Source organism: Rhodococcus sp. 2H158 (assembly GCF_053764755.1).
The window spans coordinates 259,116-280,228 of sequence record NZ_JBSNCE010000003.1 but is presented as its reverse complement, the minus strand read 5'-3'; the positions used below and the strand labels follow the sequence as shown (position 1 = coordinate 280,228).

Annotated in this window: 20 protein-coding genes; 11 read left to right on the top strand and 9 right to left on the bottom strand. The window is 72.2% G+C overall.

Features of this window, described 5'->3' with window-relative positions; all coding sequences use genetic code 11:
- Positions 1-297 precede the first annotated feature (297 nt).
- Entirely contained in the window at positions 298-906 is a 609-nt protein-coding gene (locus tag ACWPOB_RS04675; RefSeq protein ID WP_455400053.1) for a hypothetical protein, read from the top strand.
- A gap of 29 nt (positions 907-935) precedes the next feature.
- On the opposite strand, the gene ACWPOB_RS04670 is transcribed toward ACWPOB_RS04675, so the two are convergent.
- Entirely contained in the window at positions 936-1,268 is a 333-nt protein-coding gene (locus ACWPOB_RS04670; protein WP_006931067.1) for a hypothetical protein, read from the bottom strand.
- Positions 1,269-1,480: 212 nt separating this feature from the next.
- On the opposite strand from ACWPOB_RS04670, the gene ACWPOB_RS04665 reads away from it, so the two are divergent.
- The 7 genes from ACWPOB_RS04665 (at position 1,481) to ACWPOB_RS04635 (ending at position 7,630) form a co-directional block, all read left to right on the top strand.
- On the top strand, positions 1,481-1,819 hold the full coding sequence (locus ACWPOB_RS04665; protein ID WP_006931066.1) for an RNA polymerase-binding protein RbpA: 339 nt from the start codon (positions 1,481-1,483) through the stop codon (positions 1,817-1,819).
- Positions 1,820-2,067: 248 nt separating this feature from the next.
- Positions 2,068-2,433, top strand: coding sequence for a chorismate mutase (locus tag ACWPOB_RS04660; RefSeq protein ID WP_100058623.1), 366 nt, complete (start codon positions 2,068-2,070; stop codon positions 2,431-2,433).
- An 8-nt stretch (positions 2,434-2,441) separates the two neighbouring features.
- Complete coding sequence (pabB, locus tag ACWPOB_RS04655; protein ID WP_455400052.1) at positions 2,442-4,541, top strand: aminodeoxychorismate synthase component I; 2,100 nt, start codon at positions 2,442-2,444, stop codon at positions 4,539-4,541.
- Positions 4,538-5,446 (top strand): prephenate dehydrogenase/arogenate dehydrogenase family protein, encoded by a 909-nt coding sequence (locus tag ACWPOB_RS04650; protein WP_455400051.1) that lies wholly within the window; start codon positions 4,538-4,540, stop codon positions 5,444-5,446. Before pabB ends, ACWPOB_RS04650 begins: the two co-directional genes overlap by 4 nt.
- Positions 5,433-6,416 (top strand): AurF N-oxygenase family protein, encoded by a 984-nt coding sequence (locus tag ACWPOB_RS04645; protein WP_455400050.1) that lies wholly within the window; start codon positions 5,433-5,435, stop codon positions 6,414-6,416. The genes ACWPOB_RS04650 and ACWPOB_RS04645 overlap by 14 nt, the downstream gene beginning before the upstream one ends.
- Positions 6,417-6,526: 110 nt before the next feature.
- The gene (locus tag ACWPOB_RS04640; protein ID WP_455400049.1) at positions 6,527-7,027 is read left to right on the top strand and encodes a hypothetical protein; all 501 of its coding nucleotides are present in this window, start codon (positions 6,527-6,529) and stop codon (positions 7,025-7,027) included.
- 177 nt (positions 7,028-7,204) lie between these two features.
- On the top strand, positions 7,205-7,630 hold the full coding sequence (locus tag ACWPOB_RS04635) for an Hsp20/alpha crystallin family protein (RefSeq protein WP_455400048.1): 426 nt from the start codon (positions 7,205-7,207) through the stop codon (positions 7,628-7,630).
- Between the two features lie 21 nt (positions 7,631-7,651).
- Here the strand turns inward: ACWPOB_RS04635 and ACWPOB_RS04630 are convergent, their stop codons facing one another.
- From ACWPOB_RS04630 to ACWPOB_RS04615, 4 genes are read right to left on the bottom strand one after another with little or no spacing between them, the layout of a single operon-like run.
- Entirely contained in the window at positions 7,652-8,431 is a 780-nt protein-coding gene (locus ACWPOB_RS04630) for a polyprenol monophosphomannose synthase (protein WP_455400047.1), read from the bottom strand.
- Between the two features lie 35 nt (positions 8,432-8,466).
- Positions 8,467-10,044, bottom strand: coding sequence for an apolipoprotein N-acyltransferase (gene lnt, locus ACWPOB_RS04625; RefSeq protein ID WP_455400066.1), 1,578 nt, complete (start codon positions 10,042-10,044; stop codon positions 8,467-8,469).
- A 26-nt stretch (positions 10,045-10,070) separates the two neighbouring features.
- Positions 10,071-11,681, bottom strand: a complete 1,611-nt coding sequence (locus ACWPOB_RS04620) for an amidohydrolase (protein ID WP_455400046.1) — start codon at positions 11,679-11,681, stop codon at positions 10,071-10,073.
- Between the two features lie 19 nt (positions 11,682-11,700).
- Positions 11,701-12,249: an FxsA family protein gene (locus ACWPOB_RS04615; protein WP_455400045.1), complete on the bottom strand. Its 549-nt coding sequence runs from the start codon at positions 12,247-12,249 to the stop codon at positions 11,701-11,703.
- A gap of 117 nt (positions 12,250-12,366) precedes the next feature.
- On the opposite strand from ACWPOB_RS04615, the gene ACWPOB_RS04610 reads away from it, so the two are divergent.
- Genes ACWPOB_RS04610 through ACWPOB_RS04600 form a run of 3 tightly spaced genes read left to right on the top strand, consistent with a single transcriptional unit; the run spans position 12,367 to position 16,040 of the window.
- Positions 12,367-13,134 (top strand): TSUP family transporter, encoded by a 768-nt coding sequence (locus ACWPOB_RS04610; RefSeq protein WP_100058767.1) that lies wholly within the window; start codon positions 12,367-12,369, stop codon positions 13,132-13,134.
- Between the two features lie 30 nt (positions 13,135-13,164).
- Positions 13,165-14,676 (top strand): TldD/PmbA family protein, encoded by a 1,512-nt coding sequence (locus ACWPOB_RS04605; protein ID WP_100058766.1) that lies wholly within the window; start codon positions 13,165-13,167, stop codon positions 14,674-14,676.
- The gene (locus ACWPOB_RS04600; protein ID WP_455400044.1) at positions 14,673-16,040 is read left to right on the top strand and encodes a metallopeptidase TldD-related protein; all 1,368 of its coding nucleotides are present in this window, start codon (positions 14,673-14,675) and stop codon (positions 16,038-16,040) included. The genes ACWPOB_RS04605 and ACWPOB_RS04600 overlap by 4 nt, the downstream gene beginning before the upstream one ends.
- 164 nt (positions 16,041-16,204) lie before the next feature.
- Here ACWPOB_RS04600 and ACWPOB_RS04595 read toward each other — a convergent pair whose 3' ends face one another.
- From ACWPOB_RS04595 to ACWPOB_RS04580, 4 genes are read right to left on the bottom strand one after another with little or no spacing between them, the layout of a single operon-like run.
- Entirely contained in the window at positions 16,205-17,854 is a 1,650-nt protein-coding gene (locus ACWPOB_RS04595; RefSeq protein WP_455400043.1) for a glycoside hydrolase family 13 protein, read from the bottom strand.
- 50 nt (positions 17,855-17,904) lie between these two features.
- Entirely contained in the window at positions 17,905-18,729 is an 825-nt protein-coding gene (locus ACWPOB_RS04590) for a carbohydrate ABC transporter permease (protein ID WP_029543784.1), read from the bottom strand.
- Between the two features lie 2 nt (positions 18,730-18,731).
- On the bottom strand, positions 18,732-19,679 hold the full coding sequence (locus tag ACWPOB_RS04585) for a carbohydrate ABC transporter permease (RefSeq protein WP_455400042.1): 948 nt from the start codon (positions 19,677-19,679) through the stop codon (positions 18,732-18,734).
- Positions 19,676-21,025, bottom strand: coding sequence for an ABC transporter substrate-binding protein (locus ACWPOB_RS04580; protein WP_455400041.1), 1,350 nt, complete (start codon positions 21,023-21,025; stop codon positions 19,676-19,678). The genes ACWPOB_RS04585 and ACWPOB_RS04580 overlap by 4 nt, the downstream gene beginning before the upstream one ends.
- Positions 21,026-21,113: the final 88 nt, after the last annotated feature.

The window sequence follows — 21,113 nt, the reverse complement described above, 5'->3', positions numbered from 1 at the left end:
TCAAGCTAGACCACCGCGACGACGTCTCGGCCCGAAACCGGACCGAAAAATCGACCCCTCGGGCCGCATCGATCCCGAGTCGAGACCGGAGGGGCGACCTGTCGCGGCGCTCGCGGCGAATCGACGGGGATTTGTTACCGTTCGATCGCGATCAGGTCACCGGATGCGCTCGAATCACAGTTTCGGTAACCGCTTTTCGAACCGGGCCCCGGAAACGGCCCGCGGCGGCCCCGGTCCCCCTATTGTCGAGCCGACCACGCCGTCGCCCGTGCCCGCCCCATCCTCGAGGAGCTCTGGATGCAGCAGCGTCGATGGACCGTTCGTTCGCTCTCTGCCGCGGCAGCCGCGGCTGTCGCCGTGGCCGTGCCCGCCCACGCCGTCGCGGAGCCGGCACCCCCGGGATTGCCGCCGGATGCGCTGCGGGCGGCGGCCGCCGCGGATTCCCCCGAGGCGCTGCGGGCGGTGGAGTCCCTGCTCGACGCGGCCCGCACCCCGGCGTTGTTCGAGCCGCCGCCGCGCAACACGCCGCAGCCGTTCATGCAGCCCGCCCCCACGTTCGGGCTCGGCTGCGGCGGCGGCTTCACCCCGTACGCGATGACCACCGGCTGGGCCCAGCCGGGCCCCAACGCGGTGCCGCCCGTGCAGATCGGGCAGTTGAAGATCTTCGTCTCCCCCACGATCCCCACCCTGCCGGCGCGGGCCGACCTGAGGTTCGTGTGGCTGAACATGGAGAACTTCCGCGGGGGCGTGGCCACCCTCGACGACACCGTCGGCGGGGTGCCGCAGCTGTCGAAGACCCTCGACACCGGCACCGGGCCGGTGCTGTCGGCACTGTTCGGTTCCGTGCAGTACGTCGACGGCACCTTCTGCCAGGTGGTCTACACGATGGGGGCGTTCTTCGCCTGAGGACCGCCGCCGGCTCGGCGGAGCCCAGCTCAGCGGAGCCGCTCGGCGGCGCGGGCCAGGCGCACCAGGTCGGCGCACAGGGGCGCCAGTTCCTCCGGACCTGCGCCCTCGCCCACCGCGGTCGCGACGTCCTCGGCCGCGCACCGCACCTCGAAGGCACGGTCGGCGACCGCGCTCGCCTCGTCGGCGGTCAGGACCACCGCGTCCTCCGGCAGGCCCGCCTCCCGGGCGAGGGTGCGGTGCTCGTAGGCCCGCTGGCGGCACGAGCGGCGGCAATAGCGGCGGCGGCGCCCGAGCGGGGCGTCGGCGACCGGCCGGCCGCACCAGAGGCAGTTCTCCGGTTTACGGGTACGTCCGGTCATGGCCGCACACCCTACCGGCCCGCGGCGCCGGAGCGGCCGGGGCGGCCCGGTAGAATGACCCGCGCCCACGGCCCCGGGGCGGTCGGGAACCGATTCGACCGCGCGGGCGTTGACAAGAGTGGTCGGCATCCGCCGATGTCGATCGCACTGTGGACGCTCGCTCCCCTCGGGGGCGAGCGCACCGGGCGGAGCACACAAGAGAGGACACCACCATGGCAGATCGTGTACTGCGAGGCAGCCGGCTCGGGGCGGTGAGCTACGAGACCGACCGTGACCACGATCTGGCGCCGCGGCGGATCGCCCGCTACCGCTGTGACAACGGCGAGGAGTTCGACGTTCCGTTCGCCGACGACGCGGAGATCCCCGGCACCTGGATCTGCAAGAACGGCCTGGAAGGCTCCCTGGTCGAGGGCGCGGCACCGGAGACGAAGAAGGTCAAGCCGCCGCGCACCCACTGGGACATGCTGCTCGAGCGCCGCTCCATCGATGAGCTCGACGAACTGCTCAAGGAGCGCCTCGAACTGCTCAAGACCAAGCGGCGCGGCGCCTGACCCCGCCCCCACCGGCACCCCACGATGCCGCCCCCGGGACCCGTCCCGGGGGCGGCATCGCGCATCACGGGCCCCCAGGGGTCGGCCGTGTTGCGCGCACGGCACAAAAAGATCAAACGCCGACAGCGCCTTCGCGCGCGTGTCATCATGATCGAACACCGGCCGGATTCTCGGACCGGCGACCTCGGACGACGCGAAACGGAATGACCCACTGGGGTTTCGGGACGTGGTACAGGGGGCGAGAAGCAATGGACAACAGCAACGACCGCAGGGCGGGCGCCACCGCCGAATCCACGCCGGACCGCCTGCTCGACGGGCTGCGCACCGAACTCGACCGCGTCGATGCCCGGCTCCTCGACGACGTCCGGGACCGGCTGCGGATCTGCGCCCGCATCGCGCACCTGAAACAGCGGCACGCCATCCCGATGCTGCAGCCGGGGCGGATGCAGGTCGTGCACGACCGCGCCGAGACCTACGCGCACCGCAACGCCATGTCGCCCGAGTTCCTGCACTCGTTGTACGCGCTGCTCATCGCGGAGGCGTGCCGGGTCGAGGACCTCATCATCGACGGCACTGGCTCGGCGTCGGCCGAGCTGCGCGAGACCCGGACCTGAGGCCGGTCATGGCCGCGCCGCCGCCCGCCGGTTCGATCCGCACCCTGCTGATCGACAACTACGACTCGTTCACCTACAACCTCTACAGCCTGCTTGCGGAGGTCAACGGTGTTGCACCCACGGTCGTCAGCAACGACACCCCGTGGGAGTGCCTGGACCTGGACCGGTTCGACAACATCGTCGTCTCCCCCGGGCCGGGGCGGCCCGACCGGGCCCGCGACTTCGGGATCAGCTCCCACGCCCTGCTCGACTCCGGTCTGCCGGTGCTCGGGGTGTGCCTGGGTCACCAGGGCCTGTGCAACCTGTTCGGCAGCGACGTGGTGCGCGCCCCGCAACCGGTGCACGGACGGCTCTCGCGGATCCGGCACACCGGCACCGGGCTGTTCGCCGGCATTCCCTCGCCGTTCGCGGCGGTGAGGTACCACTCGCTGGTCGTCGACCGGGTGCCCGACGAGCTCGAGGCCGTCGCCTGGACCGAGGACGGGCTGCTGATGGGGGTCGCCCACCGGACCCGGCCGCTGTGGGGGGTGCAGTTCCACCCCGAATCGATCTGCACCGAGTACGGCCGCGAACTGCTGGCGAACTTCCGCGACGCGACCCCGGCCCGGCCCCACCCGCCGGAGCCGGCCCTTCCGCCCGCGCCGACGGCCCGGCCCCCGGCGCTGGTGCTCGAGAGCCGCCGGATCGAGCACAACCCGGACCCGCAACGGGTGTTCGAAGCGTTGTTCGCCGAGGGCCCGCACAGCTTCTGGCTGGACGGCAGTGCCGCCACCGAGCCGAACTCGCGGTTCTCCATCCTCGGGGACGGGTCGGGACCGCGCGCCGAGTTCGTCACCTACAGCGTCGCCGAGACCCTGGTGCGCGAACAGCGGGCCGGGGCACCGGTCGCCGAGTTCCACACCACCTTCTTCGACCACGTCGACCGTCGCCTCGCCGAGCGCACGGTGGCCCGGCGCGACGACCTGCCGTTCGCGTTCGCCCTCGGGTATGTGGGCTACCTGGGGTACGAGCTCAAGGCCGACACCGGCGGCCAGCTGGTGCACACGTCCCCTATCGCGGACGCGGCGATGGTGTTCGCCGACCGCGCGGTGGTGCTCGACCACGAGGCGCGCTGCTGCTATCTGCTGGCGCTGAGCGAGCGGACCGGTGAGCCGGCCACGACCGCGTGGTTCGACGAGACCGCTGCGGTGCTCGAGTCCCTGCCGGAGTCCGCCACGGCGCCGGCCACGGCGCCGCTGGTGCGGGCCGAGCGGGATCTGCAGGTGCGGTTGCGGCACGAGCCGCAGCGGTATCTCGAGCTGATCGCCCAGTCGATCGCCGAGATCCGCAGCGGCGAGACGTACGAGGTGTGCCTGACCAATGCGGCGACCGTGGAGCGCAGCGTGGATCCGCTGCACACCTACGCGACGCTGCGGGAACTCAGCCCGACCCCGTACAGCGCCCTGCTGCGATTCCCGGAGGTGTCGGTGCTCAGCGCCTCGCCGGAGCGGTTCCTGCGGGTCGGCCCGGACCGGGTGGTCGAGTCGAAGCCGATCAAAGGCACCCGGCCGCGCGGCACCACCGAGGACGCGGACCGGGCGTTGCGGCAGAGCCTGCTCGACAGCGAGAAGGACCAATCGGAGAACCTGATGATCGTCGACCTGGTGCGCAACGACCTCTCGCGGGTGTGTGTACCCGGCTCGGTGCACGTGCCGAAGCTGTTCGACGTCGAGACGTACGCGGCGGTGCACCAGCTGGTCTCCACGGTCCGGGGGACGTTGCGCCCGGATGCCACCGCGGTGGACTGCGTGCGGGCCGCGTTCCCGGGCGGGTCGATGACCGGGGCGCCGAAGCTGCGCACCATGGAGATCATCGACAAGCTCGAGGACGGCCCCCGCGGCGTGTATTCGGGGGCGCTGGGATACCTGTCCCCGACGGGGGCGGCGGACCTGTCGATCGTCATCCGCACCATGGTCGCCACCGAGCACGAGGTGGGCTTCGGAATCGGCGGCGCCATCGTCGCCTTGTCGGATCCGGCGGACGAACTCGAGGAGACGATGGTCAAGGCGGTGGCGATGCGCCGCACCCTGTCGGTGAACGAGCCGCCCGAGGACGGCCCCCGCGCGTGAACGACACGGCCGGTCCCGTGGTCGTCGCCGGCGGTGCCGGCGCGGTCGGCCGGATGCTGGTCGAGGCGTTCCGCCGCGACGGCACCGCCGTGGTGGTGATCGACCCGGCCGCCGGCGACGACCCGGCCGCGCTGCGCGGCGATGTCACCGCCCCCACGGCGGCGATGCGGGACGCGGTACGGGTCGCTCCGACGGTGGTGCTGGCCCTGCCCGAGACCACGGCACTCGCCGCCGCCGCCCCGCTCGGTGCGCTGCTGTCGCCGGCCGCGGTGCTCGTCGAGACGCTGTCGGTGAAGTCGGCGTGGGCGCGGGCCGTGCGCGAGCCGGGGTGGTCCGTGCAGTGTGTGGGGCTGAATCCGATGTTCGCGCCGGCGCTGGGCATGGCCGGACGGCCGGTGGCGGTGGTCGAGCACCGGCCCGGTCCGGCGGTCGAGTCGCTGCTCGGGGTGTTGGGCCGGTGGGGTGCGCAGGTGGTGCGGCTGACGGCGGACGAACACGACCGGGTCGCGGCGGCCACCCAGGCCGCCACCCACGCGGCGGTCCTGGCGTTCGGGCTGGCGCTGGGCCGGCTCGACGTGTCCCCGTCGGTGGCGGCGGCGACCGCCCCACCGCCGCACCTGCTGCTGCGGGCGCTGCTCGCGCGGATCGCCGCCGGCGCGCCCGAGGTGTATCTCGACGTGCAGGCCGGCAATCCGCACGCGGCCGCCGCCCGGGCGGCGCTGCGCGCCTCCCTCGACGAACTCGACGCAGTGGTCGGCGCCGGTTCGGTGGCCGGGTTCGCGGACCTGCTGGCCCGGGCCGGAACGCCGCTGGGCGCGGACGCCGACCGGTACCGTGAGCTGTGTGCGGGGCTGTTCGCGGATCTGACGCACGAGGAAACGGAGAGCCGCCATGGCCGAGCCTGATCTGTCCGGGGCCCGGGGCCCGCTGCTCGCGCCCGCGCTGCCCGACCACGATCCGCACGACGTCGTCGAGAGCGCCGTCGTGCGGGGCCTGGCGCGGTCGTGGGGGCGGCGCGCCACGGTCAAGAAGCGCGAACCCGATCTCGACGAGCTGTTCGATCCGACCCGGCTGGACTTCCCGGACGAACTCGTGCCGTTCCACACCCACCCCGCGTACCGCGCCCTGGACGAGGAGCGCCGGGCCCGGCTGCGGGGCTGGGGGTGGATCGCGTACAACAAGAACGTCATGGACATCGAGCAGTACGTGGTCAATCCCGGCTTCGCGCTGATCACGACGGACTTCTTCGAGGTCGGACCGTCGGACACCGTCACCGCGGGGGTGCTGCAGGCGATGGTCGACGAGCAGTACCACACCCTGATGCATCTCAACGCGAGCGCGGTGATCCGCCGTCGTCGCGGCTGGCGGATGCCAGAGTCCGCGCTGCCGCCGTGCCGGACCGTGCGCGAGCACCGCGCCGCCGTCGACGCCGCGCCGGATCCGCGGGCGCAGGCCCTGATCCGGCTGGCGTTCACCACCGTCGCCGAGACCTCCATCAGCGCGTTCCTCGGATTGATGACCGAGGACGAGGAGCTGCAGCCGGTCAACCGCACGACGGTGGCCCTGCACCGGCGCGACGAGCTCAGCCACGCCTCCCTCGCGGCCGAGCTGCTGAAGATGGTGTTCACCGATCTCGGGCCCGGCGACCGGGCGCAGCTGCTCGAGGCCCTGGCGGCGGGCATCGAGGCCTTCACCGGCAGCGATCTGGGAACCTGGGCGGCGATCGTGGAGGCGGAGCGCGTTCCGGGCGGGCGGGAGATGCTCGCGAACACCGCGGCGGCGCCGCATCCGCGGCGTGTGGTGCAGGACTGCAGCGCGATCCGCCGGTTGTGCGCCGACCTGGGTGTCGCCGACGATCTGCCCGTCACCTGGTAGAACGACCGAAACCGAACGAACGATGCGAACGTTCGAGAGAATGGCCGATTCGTGACCTTCGAACGTTTGACTCGAACGTTCGAAGGTGTTCGCCCTGGTAATCTGCGGTCGTGAGCGATGCAGCCTCGTCGCGCGGCACGCCGATCGGGGAGACCCCGGCGACGGGCGGCCGCCGCAAGCAGTACGCCAACAGCGCCGAACGTGCGCGCGCCTGGCGCGAGCGTCAACGCCGGACCTCTGCCCCCTCCGCCGCCGACCCCTCCCCCTCTTCGGTGCCGCCGGCACCCCCGCCGACCCCGGCTCCGCGGCCACCGGGGGCCGCGGAGCCCCGGATCGGCGCCGTGCCGGGAGCCCCCCGGGCTGGAGGGACGGGTGCGGTGGACCTCGAGGCGGCACGGCTGCGCACCGAACGCGACGAGGCGCTGCGGGCGGCGGCCGAGGCCTGGCAGCGCGTCGCCGAACTCGAGGCGGATCTGGCGATGGTGCGCGCCGAACTGGCCGACGAGCGGGCCACCCAGCTGCGCGAGGCGCGGGCCCACATCGCCGAGTTGCAGGTGCAGGTCGCCGAGCTGCGGCGCGAACGCGATCACCGCACCGCGGACCCGGGCTGACGAACGTTCGATGACGCCCGGCGAAGGTGGCGAACGATCGTTGCCGGCTGTCGCGCTCCCGTGCGAACGTTCGGCGCCGCGGGGCGGGGACTTCCGGCCCTGTCGGGACCTCGGCGAGAGGAGTCGAATGGAGACGGAACGACCTTCCATCGATCCGATTCCTAGAGAGGAGCAGACATGTCCGCTGTGCCAGCACGCCGTTCCCGTTCGGTGTTCCCGGACCTGTCCGAGTTCTTCGACGCCTTCCCCTTCACCGGTCTGCGTCCCGCTCTCGGCGGAAACCTCATCCGTGTCGAGGACCGCGTCGAGGACGACCGGTACGTCCTGCGGGCCGAACTGCCCGGGCTCGACCCCGAGAAGGACATCAATGTCTCGATCCACGCGGGGCAGCTCGAGATCACGGCCGAACGCACCGAGGAGAAGTCCGAGGGTGGACGCTCGGAGTTCCACTACGGCTCGTTCCGGCGCTCGGTGACCCTGCCCCCGGGCGCGAAGGACGACGATGTCGAAGCGTCCTACACCAAGGGCATCCTCACCGTGTCGATCGGTCTCGCCGAGCAGCAGGAGGCCGGGAAGAAGATCGAGGTCAAGAACGTCGAATGAACCCCTCCCCCCGGTCGCCGCTCAGCGGCGCAGCAGGCCGCGCAGCTTCGCCCACCGGTTGCGCACACCCCACACGGTGACCTTGATCAGGGCCTCCTGCACGATGCTGCCGCTCATCTTCGACTCGCCGATGATCCGCTCGGTGAAGGTGATCGGCACCTCGGCGACGGTGAACCCGGCCTGCACGGCCCGCCAGGCGAGGTCGACCTGGAAGCAGTAGCCGTGCGAGGCGACCGCGGCGAGGTCGAGCTTCTCGAGCACTGCGCGGCGGTAGGCGCGGTAGCCGCCGGTGATGTCGTGGATCCTCACCCCCAGCGCGAGCCGCGAGTAGATGTTGCCGCCGCGGGAGAGCACCTCCCGGTGCCACGGCCAGTTCACGACCGTGCCGCCGGGCACGTACCGCGAGCCCAGCACCAGGTCGGCGCCCGCATCGATCCGCTCGAGCAGCAGGTGCAGTTGCTCGGGGGCGTGGCTGCCGTCGGCGTCCATCTCCACCAGCACGGTGTAGCCACGCTCGAGTCCCCAACGGAAACCGGCGATGTACGCGGCACCGAGACCGTTCTTCTCCGTGCGGTGCATCACGTGGATGCGGCCCTCGCTCGCGGTGGCGAGACGATCGGCCACGTCCCCGGTGCCGTCCGGGCTGCCGTCGTCGACGATCAGCACGTGCGTGTGCGGCAGCGCGGCGTGCAACCGGCCGACGATCAGGCCGATGTTGTCGCGTTCGTTGTACGTCGGAATGATCACCAGGGTCCGGGCGCTCGGCGCACTGTCGTTCCCGGCCGGCGTCGCCGCTGCCATCGAAGGTCCTTCCTGTCGAACCGGCGGTGGGCCGGTCATCTCGCGGTGCCGGCTGCGGCCGGCACGGTGGTGCTCCGCCCGCGCGAGCGCACCAGCGCCACGCCGACGGCGGCGACGGCACCGACGCAGAGCACGAGCTCCGGAATCGGTCCGAGCCGAGTAGCCAGCGTAGCCGTCGTGCGTAGCGGCACCTGCGCCACCAGCACCTCGGGTACGAACAGGGCGCTGCGCTCGGTGACCGTACCGTCCGCCGCGACCACGGCGCTGACCCCGCTCGTGGCGGCCACCACCACGGCACGGCCGTGCTCGACGGCCCGCACCCGGGACATCGCCAGCTGCTGGTAGGTCATCTCCGTGTCGCCGAAGGTGGCGTTGTTGGTGGGCACGGCCAGCAGCTGCGCGCCGGCGCGCACCGAGTCCCGCAGCGCCCGGTCGAACGCCACCTCGTAGCAGGTGGCCACACCGATCGGGAGGCCGGCGGCGTGGACGGTGCCGTCGCCGTCGCCGGGTACGAAGTGCCCGGCCCGATCGGCGTAGTCGGAGAACAACCGGAAGAACGAGCGGTACGGCAGGTACTCGCCGAACGGCTGGATGATGCGTTTGTCGTGCCGCTCCCCCGGCCCGCCGGCCGCGTCCCACACGATCACCGAGTTGGTGGTGGTGCCGTCCCCGTTGACCAGCACGGCGCCCACCAGGATCGGGGCGCCGACCGCGGCCGCCGCGGCGCCGATGTCGGCGGCCGCGTCGCGGTTGCGCAGCGGGTCGATGTCGGAGGCGTTCTCCGGCCAGATCACCACGTCCGGGCGCGGCGCGGTGCCGGCCCGGACCCGGTCGGCCAGCTCCAGGGTGCGGGCCACGTGGTTGTTCAGCACGGCCTTGCGCTGGGCGTTGAAGTCCAGTCCCAGCCGCGGCACGCTGCCCTGGATCGCGGCGACGGTGACGGTGCGTTCGCCCGGCTCGGGGGCGGGCAGCGCCGGCCAGGTCGCCAACGCGACCAGCGGCGCGGCGACGGTCACCGCGGCGGCCCGCAGCAGCGGTGACCGCTCCCGGTGCCCGCGGGCGTAGCGCAGGCCGGCGCGGCCGCACGCCCACAGGCCGGTGCCGGTCAGCGCCACGGCGAACGACACCAGCGGCGCCCCGCCGACCGCGGCGAGACCGACCAGCGGCCCGTCCGGTTGCCCGAATGCGAGCCGGCCCCAGGGGAAGCCGCCGAAGGGCACGCTCGCCCTCAGGTATTCGGTCAGGCTCCAGCCGGCCGCGATCCACACCGGGGCACCGGGCAGGGCACGCACCTGCACCGCGATCACCCCGAACAGGCCGACGAACACGGATTCGGCGGCCGCGAGCGCCAGCCACGGCAGCGGGCCGACGTACTCGCCGACCCACGGCAGCAGCGGCACGAAGAACCCCAGGCCGGCGAGGTAACCGTAGCCGAAGCCGGCACGGCGGCGCAGCGTCGGCGCCGCCAGGATCGTGGTGAGCAGCGCGATGCCCAGCGGCGCGAGGAACCACAGCGGCCGCGGCGGGAAACTCGTGAACAACAGCAGCCCCGCCGCGACGGCGGCGACGGTGCGGGCAACCACCGGCCGGGCGGCGGCGGTGCGGGCAACCACCGGCCGGGCGGCGGCGCGCGGCCCGATCACCGTGCGTACACGACGCGGCCGCGGTGCACGCTGCGCAGCAGCACCGGGTCGGGCGTGCCCGGCTCGAGGTCCGGCAGCGGCGCCACCCGCGACCGTGGGTCGGTCGACCAGCGCTGCACGCTGTCCTTCGGGGCGCTGACCACGAGCTCGTCCGCATCCCAGAGCGCGTACGACGCGGGCGCGCCGGGGTCGAGGGTGCCGGCGACTCCGTCGCGCACCCCGCCGGCGCGCCACGCCCCGCGGGTCGCGGCGGCGAACGCGGCGCGGGGGGAGATTCCGCTGCCCGGGGTGCGGTGGTGCACGGCGGCGCGCAGCATCGGCCACGGCCGGGCCGCGGTGACCGGCGCGTCGGAGCCGAAGGCGAGCGACATGCCGGTCGCGGCGAGCGGCGCGAACGGGTTGAGCCCGGCGGCGCGGTCGGCGCCGAGGCGGGTGGCGTACAGCCCGTCCGGCCCGCCCCACAGCGCATCGAAGGTCGGTTGCATGCTGGCGATCACGCCCCAGCCGCCGAGCCGGGCGGTCTGCTCGGCGGTGACCATCTCGAGGTGTTCGAGCCGGTGCCCGCGGGCCGCGACGGCCGGGCCGCCGAGCTCGGCGACGACGGCCGCGAACGCCTGCACCGCGGCGTCGACGGCGGCGTCGCCGATGACGTGGAAGCCGGCCTGGATGCCGGCTTCGGTGCAGGCCCGCAGGTGCGCGGCCATCTGCTCGACGGTGAGGTAGGCGGTGCCGCAGCAGTCGGGGCGGTCGGTGTAGGGCGCGGCGAGCCACGCGGTGTGCGACCCGAGGGCGCCGTCGACGAACAGGTCGCCGCCGAGGGCGTGGCCGCCGGTGGCGGCGAGGAGCGCGCGGGCCTGGTCGGCGGTGGTGACGGCCTCGCCCCAGTAGCCGCGAACCTGCACGGCGTGGTCGGTGGCGAGCAGTTCGGCGAAGTCGTCGCGGCCGGCGATGTCCGGGCCGCCGCACTCGTGGACGGCGACGATGCCGTGTGCCGCGTAGTCGTCGAGGGCGGCGGCGCGGGCGTGGGCCCGCTGGGCGGGGGTGAGCAGGGCGCGGGCGGCGGCGCGGACGGTGTGGTGCGCGGCCGCGGTGAGCGGGCGCTGCGGGTGGTAGCCGTCGAGTCCGACGAGGTCGGTGGCGGCGCGCAGCGCGGTGGAGGCGGCCGCGGAGTGGGCGTCGACGCGGGTGAGGTAGACGGCGCGGCCCGGGGCGGCGGCGTCGAGGTCGTCGGTCGTCGGTGCGGTGGGGTCGGGCCAGCGGGTCTCGTCCCATCCGTGGCCCCAGACGACGGCGTCGGCGTGCCGGGCGGCGTGGTCGCGCAGCCGGTGCAGCGCGTCCTCGCGGGAGGGGGTGCCGGACAGGTCGAGGCCGGTCAGGGCCAGGCCGTGCGCGGTGACGTGCACGTGGGTGTCGGCGAACGCGGGCGCGACGAACGCGCCGTCGAGGTCGACGATCTCGGCGTCCGGGTGCAGGGCGCGGCCGGGCCGGTCCTCCCCCACCCACACGACCTGCCCGTCGGTGACGGCCATCGAGGTGGCGTCGGGGGCGCTGGCGCTGTAGATGCGGCCGCCGACGAGAAGCTGGGTGCGGGGGGCTGGGGAACTCACGGCTACCCAGTGTGCCCCGTCAGGGCTGGTGCGGGCGCTGCGGGGGGTCGATGATCTCCCCCTCGAGCGCTGTGCCCGCGCCGGGTGCCGCTGCGCCGAGGCGCGGGGTGCCGACGACGGTGTGCTCGACGACCTCGCCGTCGACGACCACGAGCCGTTCGCCGCGGAATCCGCCGCCGCGGGCGGCGGCCGCGGCCACCTTGCGGGCGGCGACCGCCCGGACGGCGGGACGCAGCAGCGCCCGGGTCGGGGGCAGCAGCAGCAGAATCCCGGCGGCGCTGGTGACCGGGCCGGGCACGAGGACGAGGGCGGCACCGACACCGATCAGGGCGCCGTCCGTGAGGGCACGGTCGGCGGCGCCGGCGAATCCGGCACGGTCGGCGCCGGCGCTGCGGACGCGGCCCAGGTTCTGCAGGGCACGCCGGCCCTGCGCGCCGAGGACGAGGTAGCCGAGGACGCTCACCCCGAGGAACAGCAGGATCGTCGCGCCGATGCCCAGGGTGGACCCGAGCCAGGCCAGCACCCCGATCTCGACGACGACGTAGGCCAGGAACAGCAGCGCGATCATGGGGTGATCCTCCCAGGCGCCGGGAGCGGCACGAATGCGGATGCGGATGCGACGGTCACATCCGGTCAACGAACGGCGCGGCGGTTTTGCTCCCGGCCGCTGTGATCGAATGGCCGCGTGGGTGCGGGCGACTGGGCGGTTCTGATGGTGGCGGCGACCGCCGCGGGGTGGGTCGACGCCGTCGTCGGTGGGGGTGGGCTGATCCTGTTGCCGGCGCTGTTCGTCGTCGCCCCGCAACTGACGCCGGCGGCCGCGCTGGCGACGAACAAGCTCACCGCCATCTGCGGCACCGGTGCGGCGGTGGTGACGTTCGCGCGGCGGATCCGGCTGCAGTGGCCGGTCCTGGCTCCGGCGGCGGCGCTGGCCGCGGTCGCGGCGGCGGCGGGTGCGGCGACGGTCTCGCGGATCGACAAGGACCTGTTCATTCCGATCGTGATGGTGGTGCTGGTGGCGGTCGCGGTGTTCGTGACGCTGCGACCGCAGGTCGGCACGACGCTGGCGCACGAACGCCCGACGCTGCGGCGCACGGTGCTGGTGGTGTTGCTGGCGGCCGCGGTGATCGGTTTCTACGACGGGCTGCTCGGCCCCGGCACCGGCACGTTCCTGATCATCGCGTTCGCGACGCTGCTCGGCACCGAGTTCGTGCGCTCGGCGGCGATGGCGAAGGTGATCAACCTCGGGTCCAACCTCGGGGCGCTGGTGTATTTCGCGGCGACCGGGCACGTGTGGTGGTCGCTGGGGCTGGCGCTGGCGGTGTGCAATATCGCGGGCGCGGTGGCCGGATCGCGGACGGCGCTGCGCCGCGGCTCGGGGTTCGTGCGGGGGGTGCTGCTGACCGTGGTGCTGGTGATGGTGGTGCGGCTGGGATGGCAGCAGTTCGGTTGAGCCGGCGCACGGGCCGCTACGGTATTGCGGGTGAGCACCGTCGACGCCGACTTCCTCGCCCTGCCGCTGCGGGCGCTCGCGGCCGCCGCGCTGTCCGTCGCCCGCGCTGCGGGCGCCTCCCACGCGGATCTGCGGGTGCACCGCGTGCACAGCCAGTCGTTGAGCCTGCGGGACGGCGCCGTGCAGGCGGCCGTCGACAGTGTCGACACGGGGCTGGCCGTGCGGGTGGTGGTCGACGGCACGTGGGGGTTCGCCTCGCACGCCGAGCTCAGCCCCGCCGTCGCGGCGGCGACCGCGCGGCAGGCAATCGAGGTGGCCCGGGCGTTGCGGGCGCTGAACCGGGAACGGGTCGAGCTCGCCGACGAACCGGTCTACCCGGACGCGGTGTGGGTGTCACCGTACGAGGTCGATCCGTTCACGGTGCCCACCGCGCAGAAGGTGGCGCGGCTGACGGACTTCTCGCGGCGGCTGCTCGACACCGACGGGGTCGATCACGTGACGGCGAGCTGTCTGCAGATCAAGGAGCAGACGTTCTACGCGGACCTGGCCGGCTCGACGATCACCCAGCAGCGGGTGCGGGTGGCGCCGCAGCTCGAGGCGACCGCCGTCGACCGGCGCACCGGCGAGTTCGAGACGATGCGCACCCTCGCCCCGCCGGTGGGGCGGGGCTGGGAGTATCTGGCCGGCGACGCGCACTGGAACTGGAGCGAGGAGCTGGAGCGGATCCCCGGCTGGCTGGCGGAGAAGGCGGCGGCCCCCAGCGTGCAGGCCGGGCCGACGGACCTGGTGATCGACCCCACCAACCTGTGGCTGACCCTCCACGAATCGGTCGGGCACGCAACGGAATACGATCGGGCCATCGGGTACGAGGCGGCCTATGCGGGCACCTCGTTCGCCACCCCGGACGGGCTCGGCACGCTGCGCTACGGCACCGACGTCATGCACGTGACGGCGGACCGCACCGTCGCGCACGGGCTCGCCAGCGTCGGCTGGGACGACGACGGGGTCGCCGCCCAGTCCTGGGACCTGGTGCGGGACGGGATCCTGGTGGGCTACCAGCTCGACCGGGTGTTCGCGCCGCGGCTGGGTCTGGGGCGCTCGAACGGCTGCTCGTACGCCGACTCGGCGCATCACGTACCGCTCCAGCGGATGGCGAACGTGTCGCTGCAGCCGGACCCGTCGGCCGACACCACCACCGCCGACCTCATCGCCCGGGTCGACGACGGGATCTACGTCGTCGGTGACAAGTCCTGGTCGATCGACATGCAGCGCTACAACTTCCAGTTCACCGGTCAGCGGTTCTACCGGATCCGCGGCGGCGAACTCGCCGGGCAGGTGCGCGACGTGGCGTACCAGGCCACCACGACGGACTTCTGGGGGTCGCTCGAGGCGGTCGGCGGGCCGTCGACCTGGCAGCTCGGCGGCGCCGTGAACTGCGGCAAGGCCCAGCCCGGTCAGGTCGCCCCGGTCAGCCACGGCTGCCCGTCGGCGCTGCTGCGGTCGGTGAACGTGCTCAACACACGCGCGGAGGGCGGGCGATGATCGAGGCGCAGGAACTGCTCGAGCGGGCGCTGCGCTGCTCGACCGCCGACGAGACGATCGTGCTGGTCACCGACACCGGCGAGGCATCGCTGCGGTGGGCCGGAAATTCGATGACCACCAACGGGATTTCGCGCTCGCGCAGCTGGACGGTGATCGCGGTGCAGCGCGGCGACACCCCCCGCGTCGGGGTGGTGACGTCGAGCAGCGTCGACCCGGCCGACATCGCCCCGACCGTGCGGGCGGCGGGGGCGGCGGCCGCGGCGGCGTCCCCGGCCGAGGACGCGATGCCGCTCGTCGGTGGCGACGGCGTGCCCGGCGACTGGGCCGACGCCGCGGCCGGGACGGACATCTCGGTGTTCGGGCGGCTCGTCGACGATCTCGCCGCGGGGTTCGACGGCGCCGATCAGCTCTACGGCTTCGCCCACCACCGGGTGTCGACGACCTGGCTGGGCACCTCCAGCGGGGTGCGGCGCCGGTTCACCGAGCCGGAAGGATCGGTGGAGATCAACGGCAAGCGGGGCGGGCTGAACGGGGCCAGCGCGTGGGCCGGGGCCGGCACCCGCGACTTCACCGACGTCGACACACCGTCCCTGCTGGCGGAGCTGTCGCGGCGGCTGGACTGGGCGCGCCGCACGGTCGACCTCCCGGCCGGGCGCTACGAGACGCTGCTGCCGCCGTCGGCGGTGGCGGACCTGATGATCTACCTGATGTGGTCGATGGAGGGCCGCGGCGCCGAGGAGGGGCACACCGCGCTGTCGCGGCCCGGCGGCACCCGCGTCGGCGAACGGCTCACCGCGCTGCCGTTGACCCTGTTCTCCGATCCCGCCGCCCCCGGCCTGGAGTACGCGCCGTTCGTCGCGGCCACCGCCTCGTCGAACGCGGTGTCGGTGTTCGACAACGGGATGGACACCGGGCGGGTCGACTGGGTGCGCGGGGGCGCGGTGCACGCGCTGGCGTACCCGCGGGCCGCGGCCGCCGAGTTCGGGGCGCCGGTGGCGGCGCCCGGGGAGAACCTGGTGCTGGCCGGCGGCGGCGCGGCCGGCGTGGACGAGATGGTGGCCCGCACCGAGCGGGGACTGTTGCTGACGACGCTGTGGTACATCCGGGAGGTCGACCCGGCGATGTTGCTGCTGACCGGTCTGACCCGCGACGGCGTGTACCTGGTCGAGGACGGTGCGGTGACGGCGGAGGTGAACAACTTCCGGTTCAACGAGAGCCCGCTGGATCTGCTGCGGCGCACCACCGAGGCGGGCCGCACGGAGCGGACCCTGCCGCGAGAATGGAAGGACTGGTTCACGCGCACCGCGATGCCGCCGCTGCGGGTCCCCGACTTCCACATGTCGTCGGTCAGCCGCGCCCGCTGAGCCCGGCGCTCAGGGCAGGGCGCGGTGGAACCGGGCCGGGCTGCCGACCTACGGGCTCGACGTAGTGTCCCCCGAAAACTGGGCGGATTTGGGCGAGAAGGCTCGTTCGATGTGGTCACCGCCGGATCCGACGAGTTCTTCGATGGAGTGGCCGTGTCACGGTCCTATCGGTTGGTGCGCAGCCAGATTGCGGTGTCCGGTGGCAGAGAACGGGCATCGGTCAGGTCGGCGGAGGCGAGCAGGACGGTTGCGTCCGGGTCGATCGCAATCGGGTGACGGGACAGGTTCACGACGCACCGAAACGCCGGTCCGCGGTCGAAGACGAGGGCATCGGTGGGCGACGGCTGCCAGGCGAAAGAGTCATCGTGCAGGGCGGGCAGTGTGCGTCGCAGTCGGAGTGCGGTGCGGTAGAGGGTGAGCATCGAATCGGGGTCGTCGGATTCGGCGGCGACGGTCTTCGACTTCCAGTTGTCGGGTTGGGGTAGCCACGGCTGGACGTCGTCGGCGGCGAATCCGAAGGGTGGGTGGTCGCCGCTCCAGGGCAGCGGGACCCGGCATCCGTCGCGGCCGCGGATGGTGTGCCCGGACCGTTCCCAGGTCGGGTCCTGCAGCAGTTCCGCAGGGAGGTCGGTGACTTCCTCGAGGCCGAGTTCTTCGCCCTGGTAGAGGTAGGCACCGCCGGGCAGGGCGAGCATGAGCAGGGCCGCCGCGCGGGCGCGTCGGGCGCCGAGGGTGAGATCGGAGTCGGTGGCGGCGGTCAGGGTCATTGGCAGTGTGCTGGTTTCGGCGCGCCCGAATCGGGTGAGGTGGCGGGTCTCGTCGTGGCTCGAGAGCACCCAGGTGGTCGGCGCACCGACCTCGCGGAGCGCCTCGCGGCTGCGGTCGATGGCCTCGCGCAGTGCTGCCGGGTCCCAGCCGGCTCTGGGGAAGTCGAAGTTGAAGGCGGTGTGCAACTCGCCGGGACGCACATAGCGGGCCAGACGCTCGGGGCTGCGGACGATCGCCTCGGCGACGAACATGCGGTCGGGGCCGTATCCGTCGGCGATGGTGCGAAACTCGCGCAGGATGTCGTGAAGTTCGTCGACATCCCAGTGCGGATTGTCGACCCACGTGCTCGATTCGAACCGGGCTCCCGGTGCGTGGCCGGCATCCGGCAGTCCGGGAACCTTGGCCATCGCCGACACGGCGTCGATGCGTATGCCGTCGACGCCGCGGTCGAACCAGAAGCGCAGAACGTCAGCAAATTCGGTGCGGACCTCGGGGTTGGTCCAGTCGAGGTCGGGTTGTTCGGGTGCGAACAAGTGCAGATACCACTGGCCGGCTTGTCCGTCCTCTCGGGTGGTGCGGGTCCAGGCCGGTCCGCCGAATGCGCTGATCCAGTCGTTCGGCGGAAGTTCGCCCGTGTCGCCGCGGCCGGCGCGGAAGAAGTATCTGGCGCGCTCCCGCGAACCGGGGGCGCTGCGCAACGCCTCCCGAAACCAGGGGTGGGTGTCGGAGGTGTGGTTGGCGGGCAGGTCGATGATGATGCGGAGTCCGGCAGCGTGGGCGGTGGCCAGCAGGGTGTCCGCGTCGTCGAGAGTGCCGAAGAGCGGGTCGATGTCGCGGAAGTCGGCGACGTCGTAGCCGCCGTCCGCCATCGGTGACGGATACCAGGGGGTGATCCAGATTGCGTCGACGCCGAGGTCGACGAGGTACGGCAAGCGCTCGGCGAGCCCCGCGAGGTCGCCGATGCCGTCGCCGGTGCCGTCGGCGAAGCTGCGCAGGTACACCTGGTAGATGACAGCGTCGTGCCACCACTGTCGTGATGTGGGCATGGTTTCCCCTGGGGGTGGTGTGGGTGTGGTGGTGGTGTGGGCGGGCACGGTCAGCCCTTGACGGCGCCGGCGATCATCGCCTTGACGAAGTGGCGCTGGAACAGCAGGAACACCACGATGGTCGGTGCCATGATCAGCAGGGATCCGGCGTTGAGAAGGACGACGTCGGTGGAGTATTGGCCGACGAAGTTCTGCAGTGCGCCCGCCATGGTCCGCTTACCGGGGTCGTCGATGAGGACGATTGCCTGCAGGAAGGTGTTCCAGGTCCACAGGAACAGCAGCAGGCACAGCGAGGCCAGCGCCGGGACCGCGAGCGGGATCTGGATGTGACGGAAGGCCTGCCAGGGGCCCGCCCCGTCCAGGGCCGCGGCCTCGGTGAGCTCTTTCGGCATGGACAGGAAATGGGCTCGCATCCAGAAGACGGCGAAGGGCGTGAACGTGCCGATGAGAACCAGGATGAGTCCGAGGCGGGTGTTGAGCAGGTTCATCTCGCGCAGCTGGTAGTAGAGCGGCACGATCGTCGCTTCCTTCGGGAGAGTCAACCCCAGCAGCAGGAGCAGGAAGACGACGGTGCCTCCGGGCACGTGCAGCTGCCCGAGCCCGTAGCCGGCCATTGCAGCGAACAGTGCTGCGACGGGGACGACGCCGGCGACGAGGATGATGCTCGAGACCATCAGCGGTGTCACCTCCGCGACGCGCCAGGCGTCGAGGAAGTTGTGCCAGTGCGGGTTCGACGGCCACGACAGCCCGAGCGGGACGGTGCCCTGCGGTTGCAGTGCCGCCGACAGCATGCTGAGCAACGGCAGGATCGAGAAGATCATGGTGCCGAGCAGCAGGACGAGTCCGGGAATCCGTTGGCGAGCGGAGGTTTTCATGATCATTTCTCTCTGAAGAAGCGCTGGATCGGCAGGATGACCATCAGGATCAGGCCGGTGAGGACGACAGCGAGGGCGCTGGCGAGTCCGACCCGGGATTCGGTGAAGCCGAGTTGGTAGATCAGGACGCCGGGCACGGTGGTCGCGTAGCCGGGTCCGCCCTGGGTGGACATGAACACGATGTCGAAGCTGGCGAGGGCGGCGATGATGGTGACGGTGACGCAGACCCCGATCTCGGCCCGCAGGGCTGGAACGGTGACGTGTCGGAAGGTGCTGAAGAAGCTGGCGCCGTCGAGCCGGGCGGCCTCGTAGATCGAGATGTCGATCTTCCCGATGCCGGCCATCAGCAGGATGGTGCAGAATCCGAGGCCGAGCCAGGTGCCGATGATGCCGACGGCGGGCAGGGCCCAGTCGAAGTCGCCGAGCCAGGAGCGGGTGAGCTCGCCCAGGCCGACGGCCGAGAGCAGTTGGTTCACGGTGCCGTTGGTCGAGAACATCCACACCCACGCGACCGCCGCGGCCGCGCCGGGAATGATCTGCGGTAGGAACAGCAGGGTGCGGGTGAGGGTGCCGAGGCCGCGTATGCGGATCTCCTGGAGTAGGGCAGCGACGAGAAGGCCGCCGATCACCGGGAGGACGGTGAAGAACAGGATGAGGAAGAACGCGTGCCCGATCGAGGACAGCAGCTGCGGGTCGGTGAGCACGCGGCGGTAGTTGCCGAGCCCCACCCAGCTGCCGACGGAGATGCCGTCCCAGTTGTAGAGGGAGTACCAGAGGGTGCTCAGCAGCGGCCGGAGGACGAAGACGGTGTACACCGCCGCGGCGGGCAGGACGAACAGCCATCCGGTCAGGGCCCGTTTGGCGCGGTGGCCCCGCCCCGGCCGGGTTGCGGCGCGATGCGGGAACGCCCGGGTGGGGGATGTCTGGGGGGCGTGTGCGGTGGAGGTCATCTCAGGAGGTCCTGCTCGTATGCGGATTGGACGGCGGCCATCATCTCGCCGGGCGTGGTTCGGCCGGCGACGAGCATCTGGACCTGCGGTAGCCAGGTGCCGGACATGCCGTTGGTGGCGTTCTGGACGAATTGGACCTGGCCGTCGGCGGCGACCAGTTCGTCGAAGGCCGCTTGGATCTGGGCGCCCAGCGATCCGGGTGTGGTGGCCGGGACCGGGCCGGTACCGGACGGGGCGAAGCCGGCGTCGACCACGACCTGCCGGCCGGCGTCGGAGCGGAGGAAGTCCAGGAAGGCTGCGGCGGCGTTCTTGTCGTCCGACCCCGAGGGTATTGCGAAGTTCGACACCGGGTCGGACATGGCCAGCACGGGTGACCCGGTGGGCGCGGGTGGCAGGGTGAAGCCGACGTTCTCGCCCATCTTGGCCTGTAGGGTCGCGGCATCCCAGTTCCCGGAGACATAGAACAGGGCCTCGCCCGCGGCGAACCGTCCGGCGGCGGCGGTGGCGTCGGTGCCGTTGGTGTCGGCGGGGAAGTAGCCCTTCGCTGCCCAGTCGGCCACCACCGCGGCCGCGTCGACCGCGGCGGGGGTGTCGAGGGTGGCGCCGGGCGCGTTGAAGACCCAGTCGTTGACCGCGTCCGGGCCGAGGGCGGTGTTCAGCATCATCTGGACCAGGAAGGTGACCTGCGCGCTCTTGTTGCCGGCCATGATCGGGATCAGTCCGGCAGTTTTCGCCGACGCCAGGGCCTGCTCGAATTCCGCGACGGTGGTGGGTGGCTCGACCATCCCGATCCGGTTCGCGAGCTCCTTGTTGTAGTAGAGCCCGGTCACCGTGAACCCGCTGGCCATCGTGTACTGCGGGCCGGTGCCGCGGACTCCGTTCGCATCGACCCGGTACATGGCCCTCTGCCCCGGCGGAAGCGTGTTCCAGCCGTAGGCGTCGGCCCACGGATCGAGCGCCGTGAGCTGGTGGTTGGCTACCGCGGCGGGCAGTGCGATGATCCGCGCGATGTCCGGCGGATTCTCCGACGCGAGCACCCGGGGGGCGTTGACGGCCTGCACCTCGTCCGGGTCGTAGCGCGGGGTGACGGTCACGTTCGGATGGCGCTCGGTGAACGCCGCGATCAGGGCCTCGTCGATCTTCTTCAACCCCGCACCGTCGTACAGGGTCAACTCGATCGGGGCGGTGCCGAGATCGATGTTCACCGGCACCGGGTCGGTCGGGACGGTCGCGGTGTTCCCGCTGCCCGGCGGCGCGCACGCCACCACCGTCGGCAGGACCGCGGCGCCTGCGAGGGCGGCGAATCTGCGTGCCCGCCGGGCCGGGGTCGAGTGGTGTGAGTCCATAACTCCTCCGCGTTGAGATGCGCATCACATTTCGGAAGCGCTTCCGAAGCGTATGTCGGAAGCGCTTCCGAAATCAAGGTCGATCGGT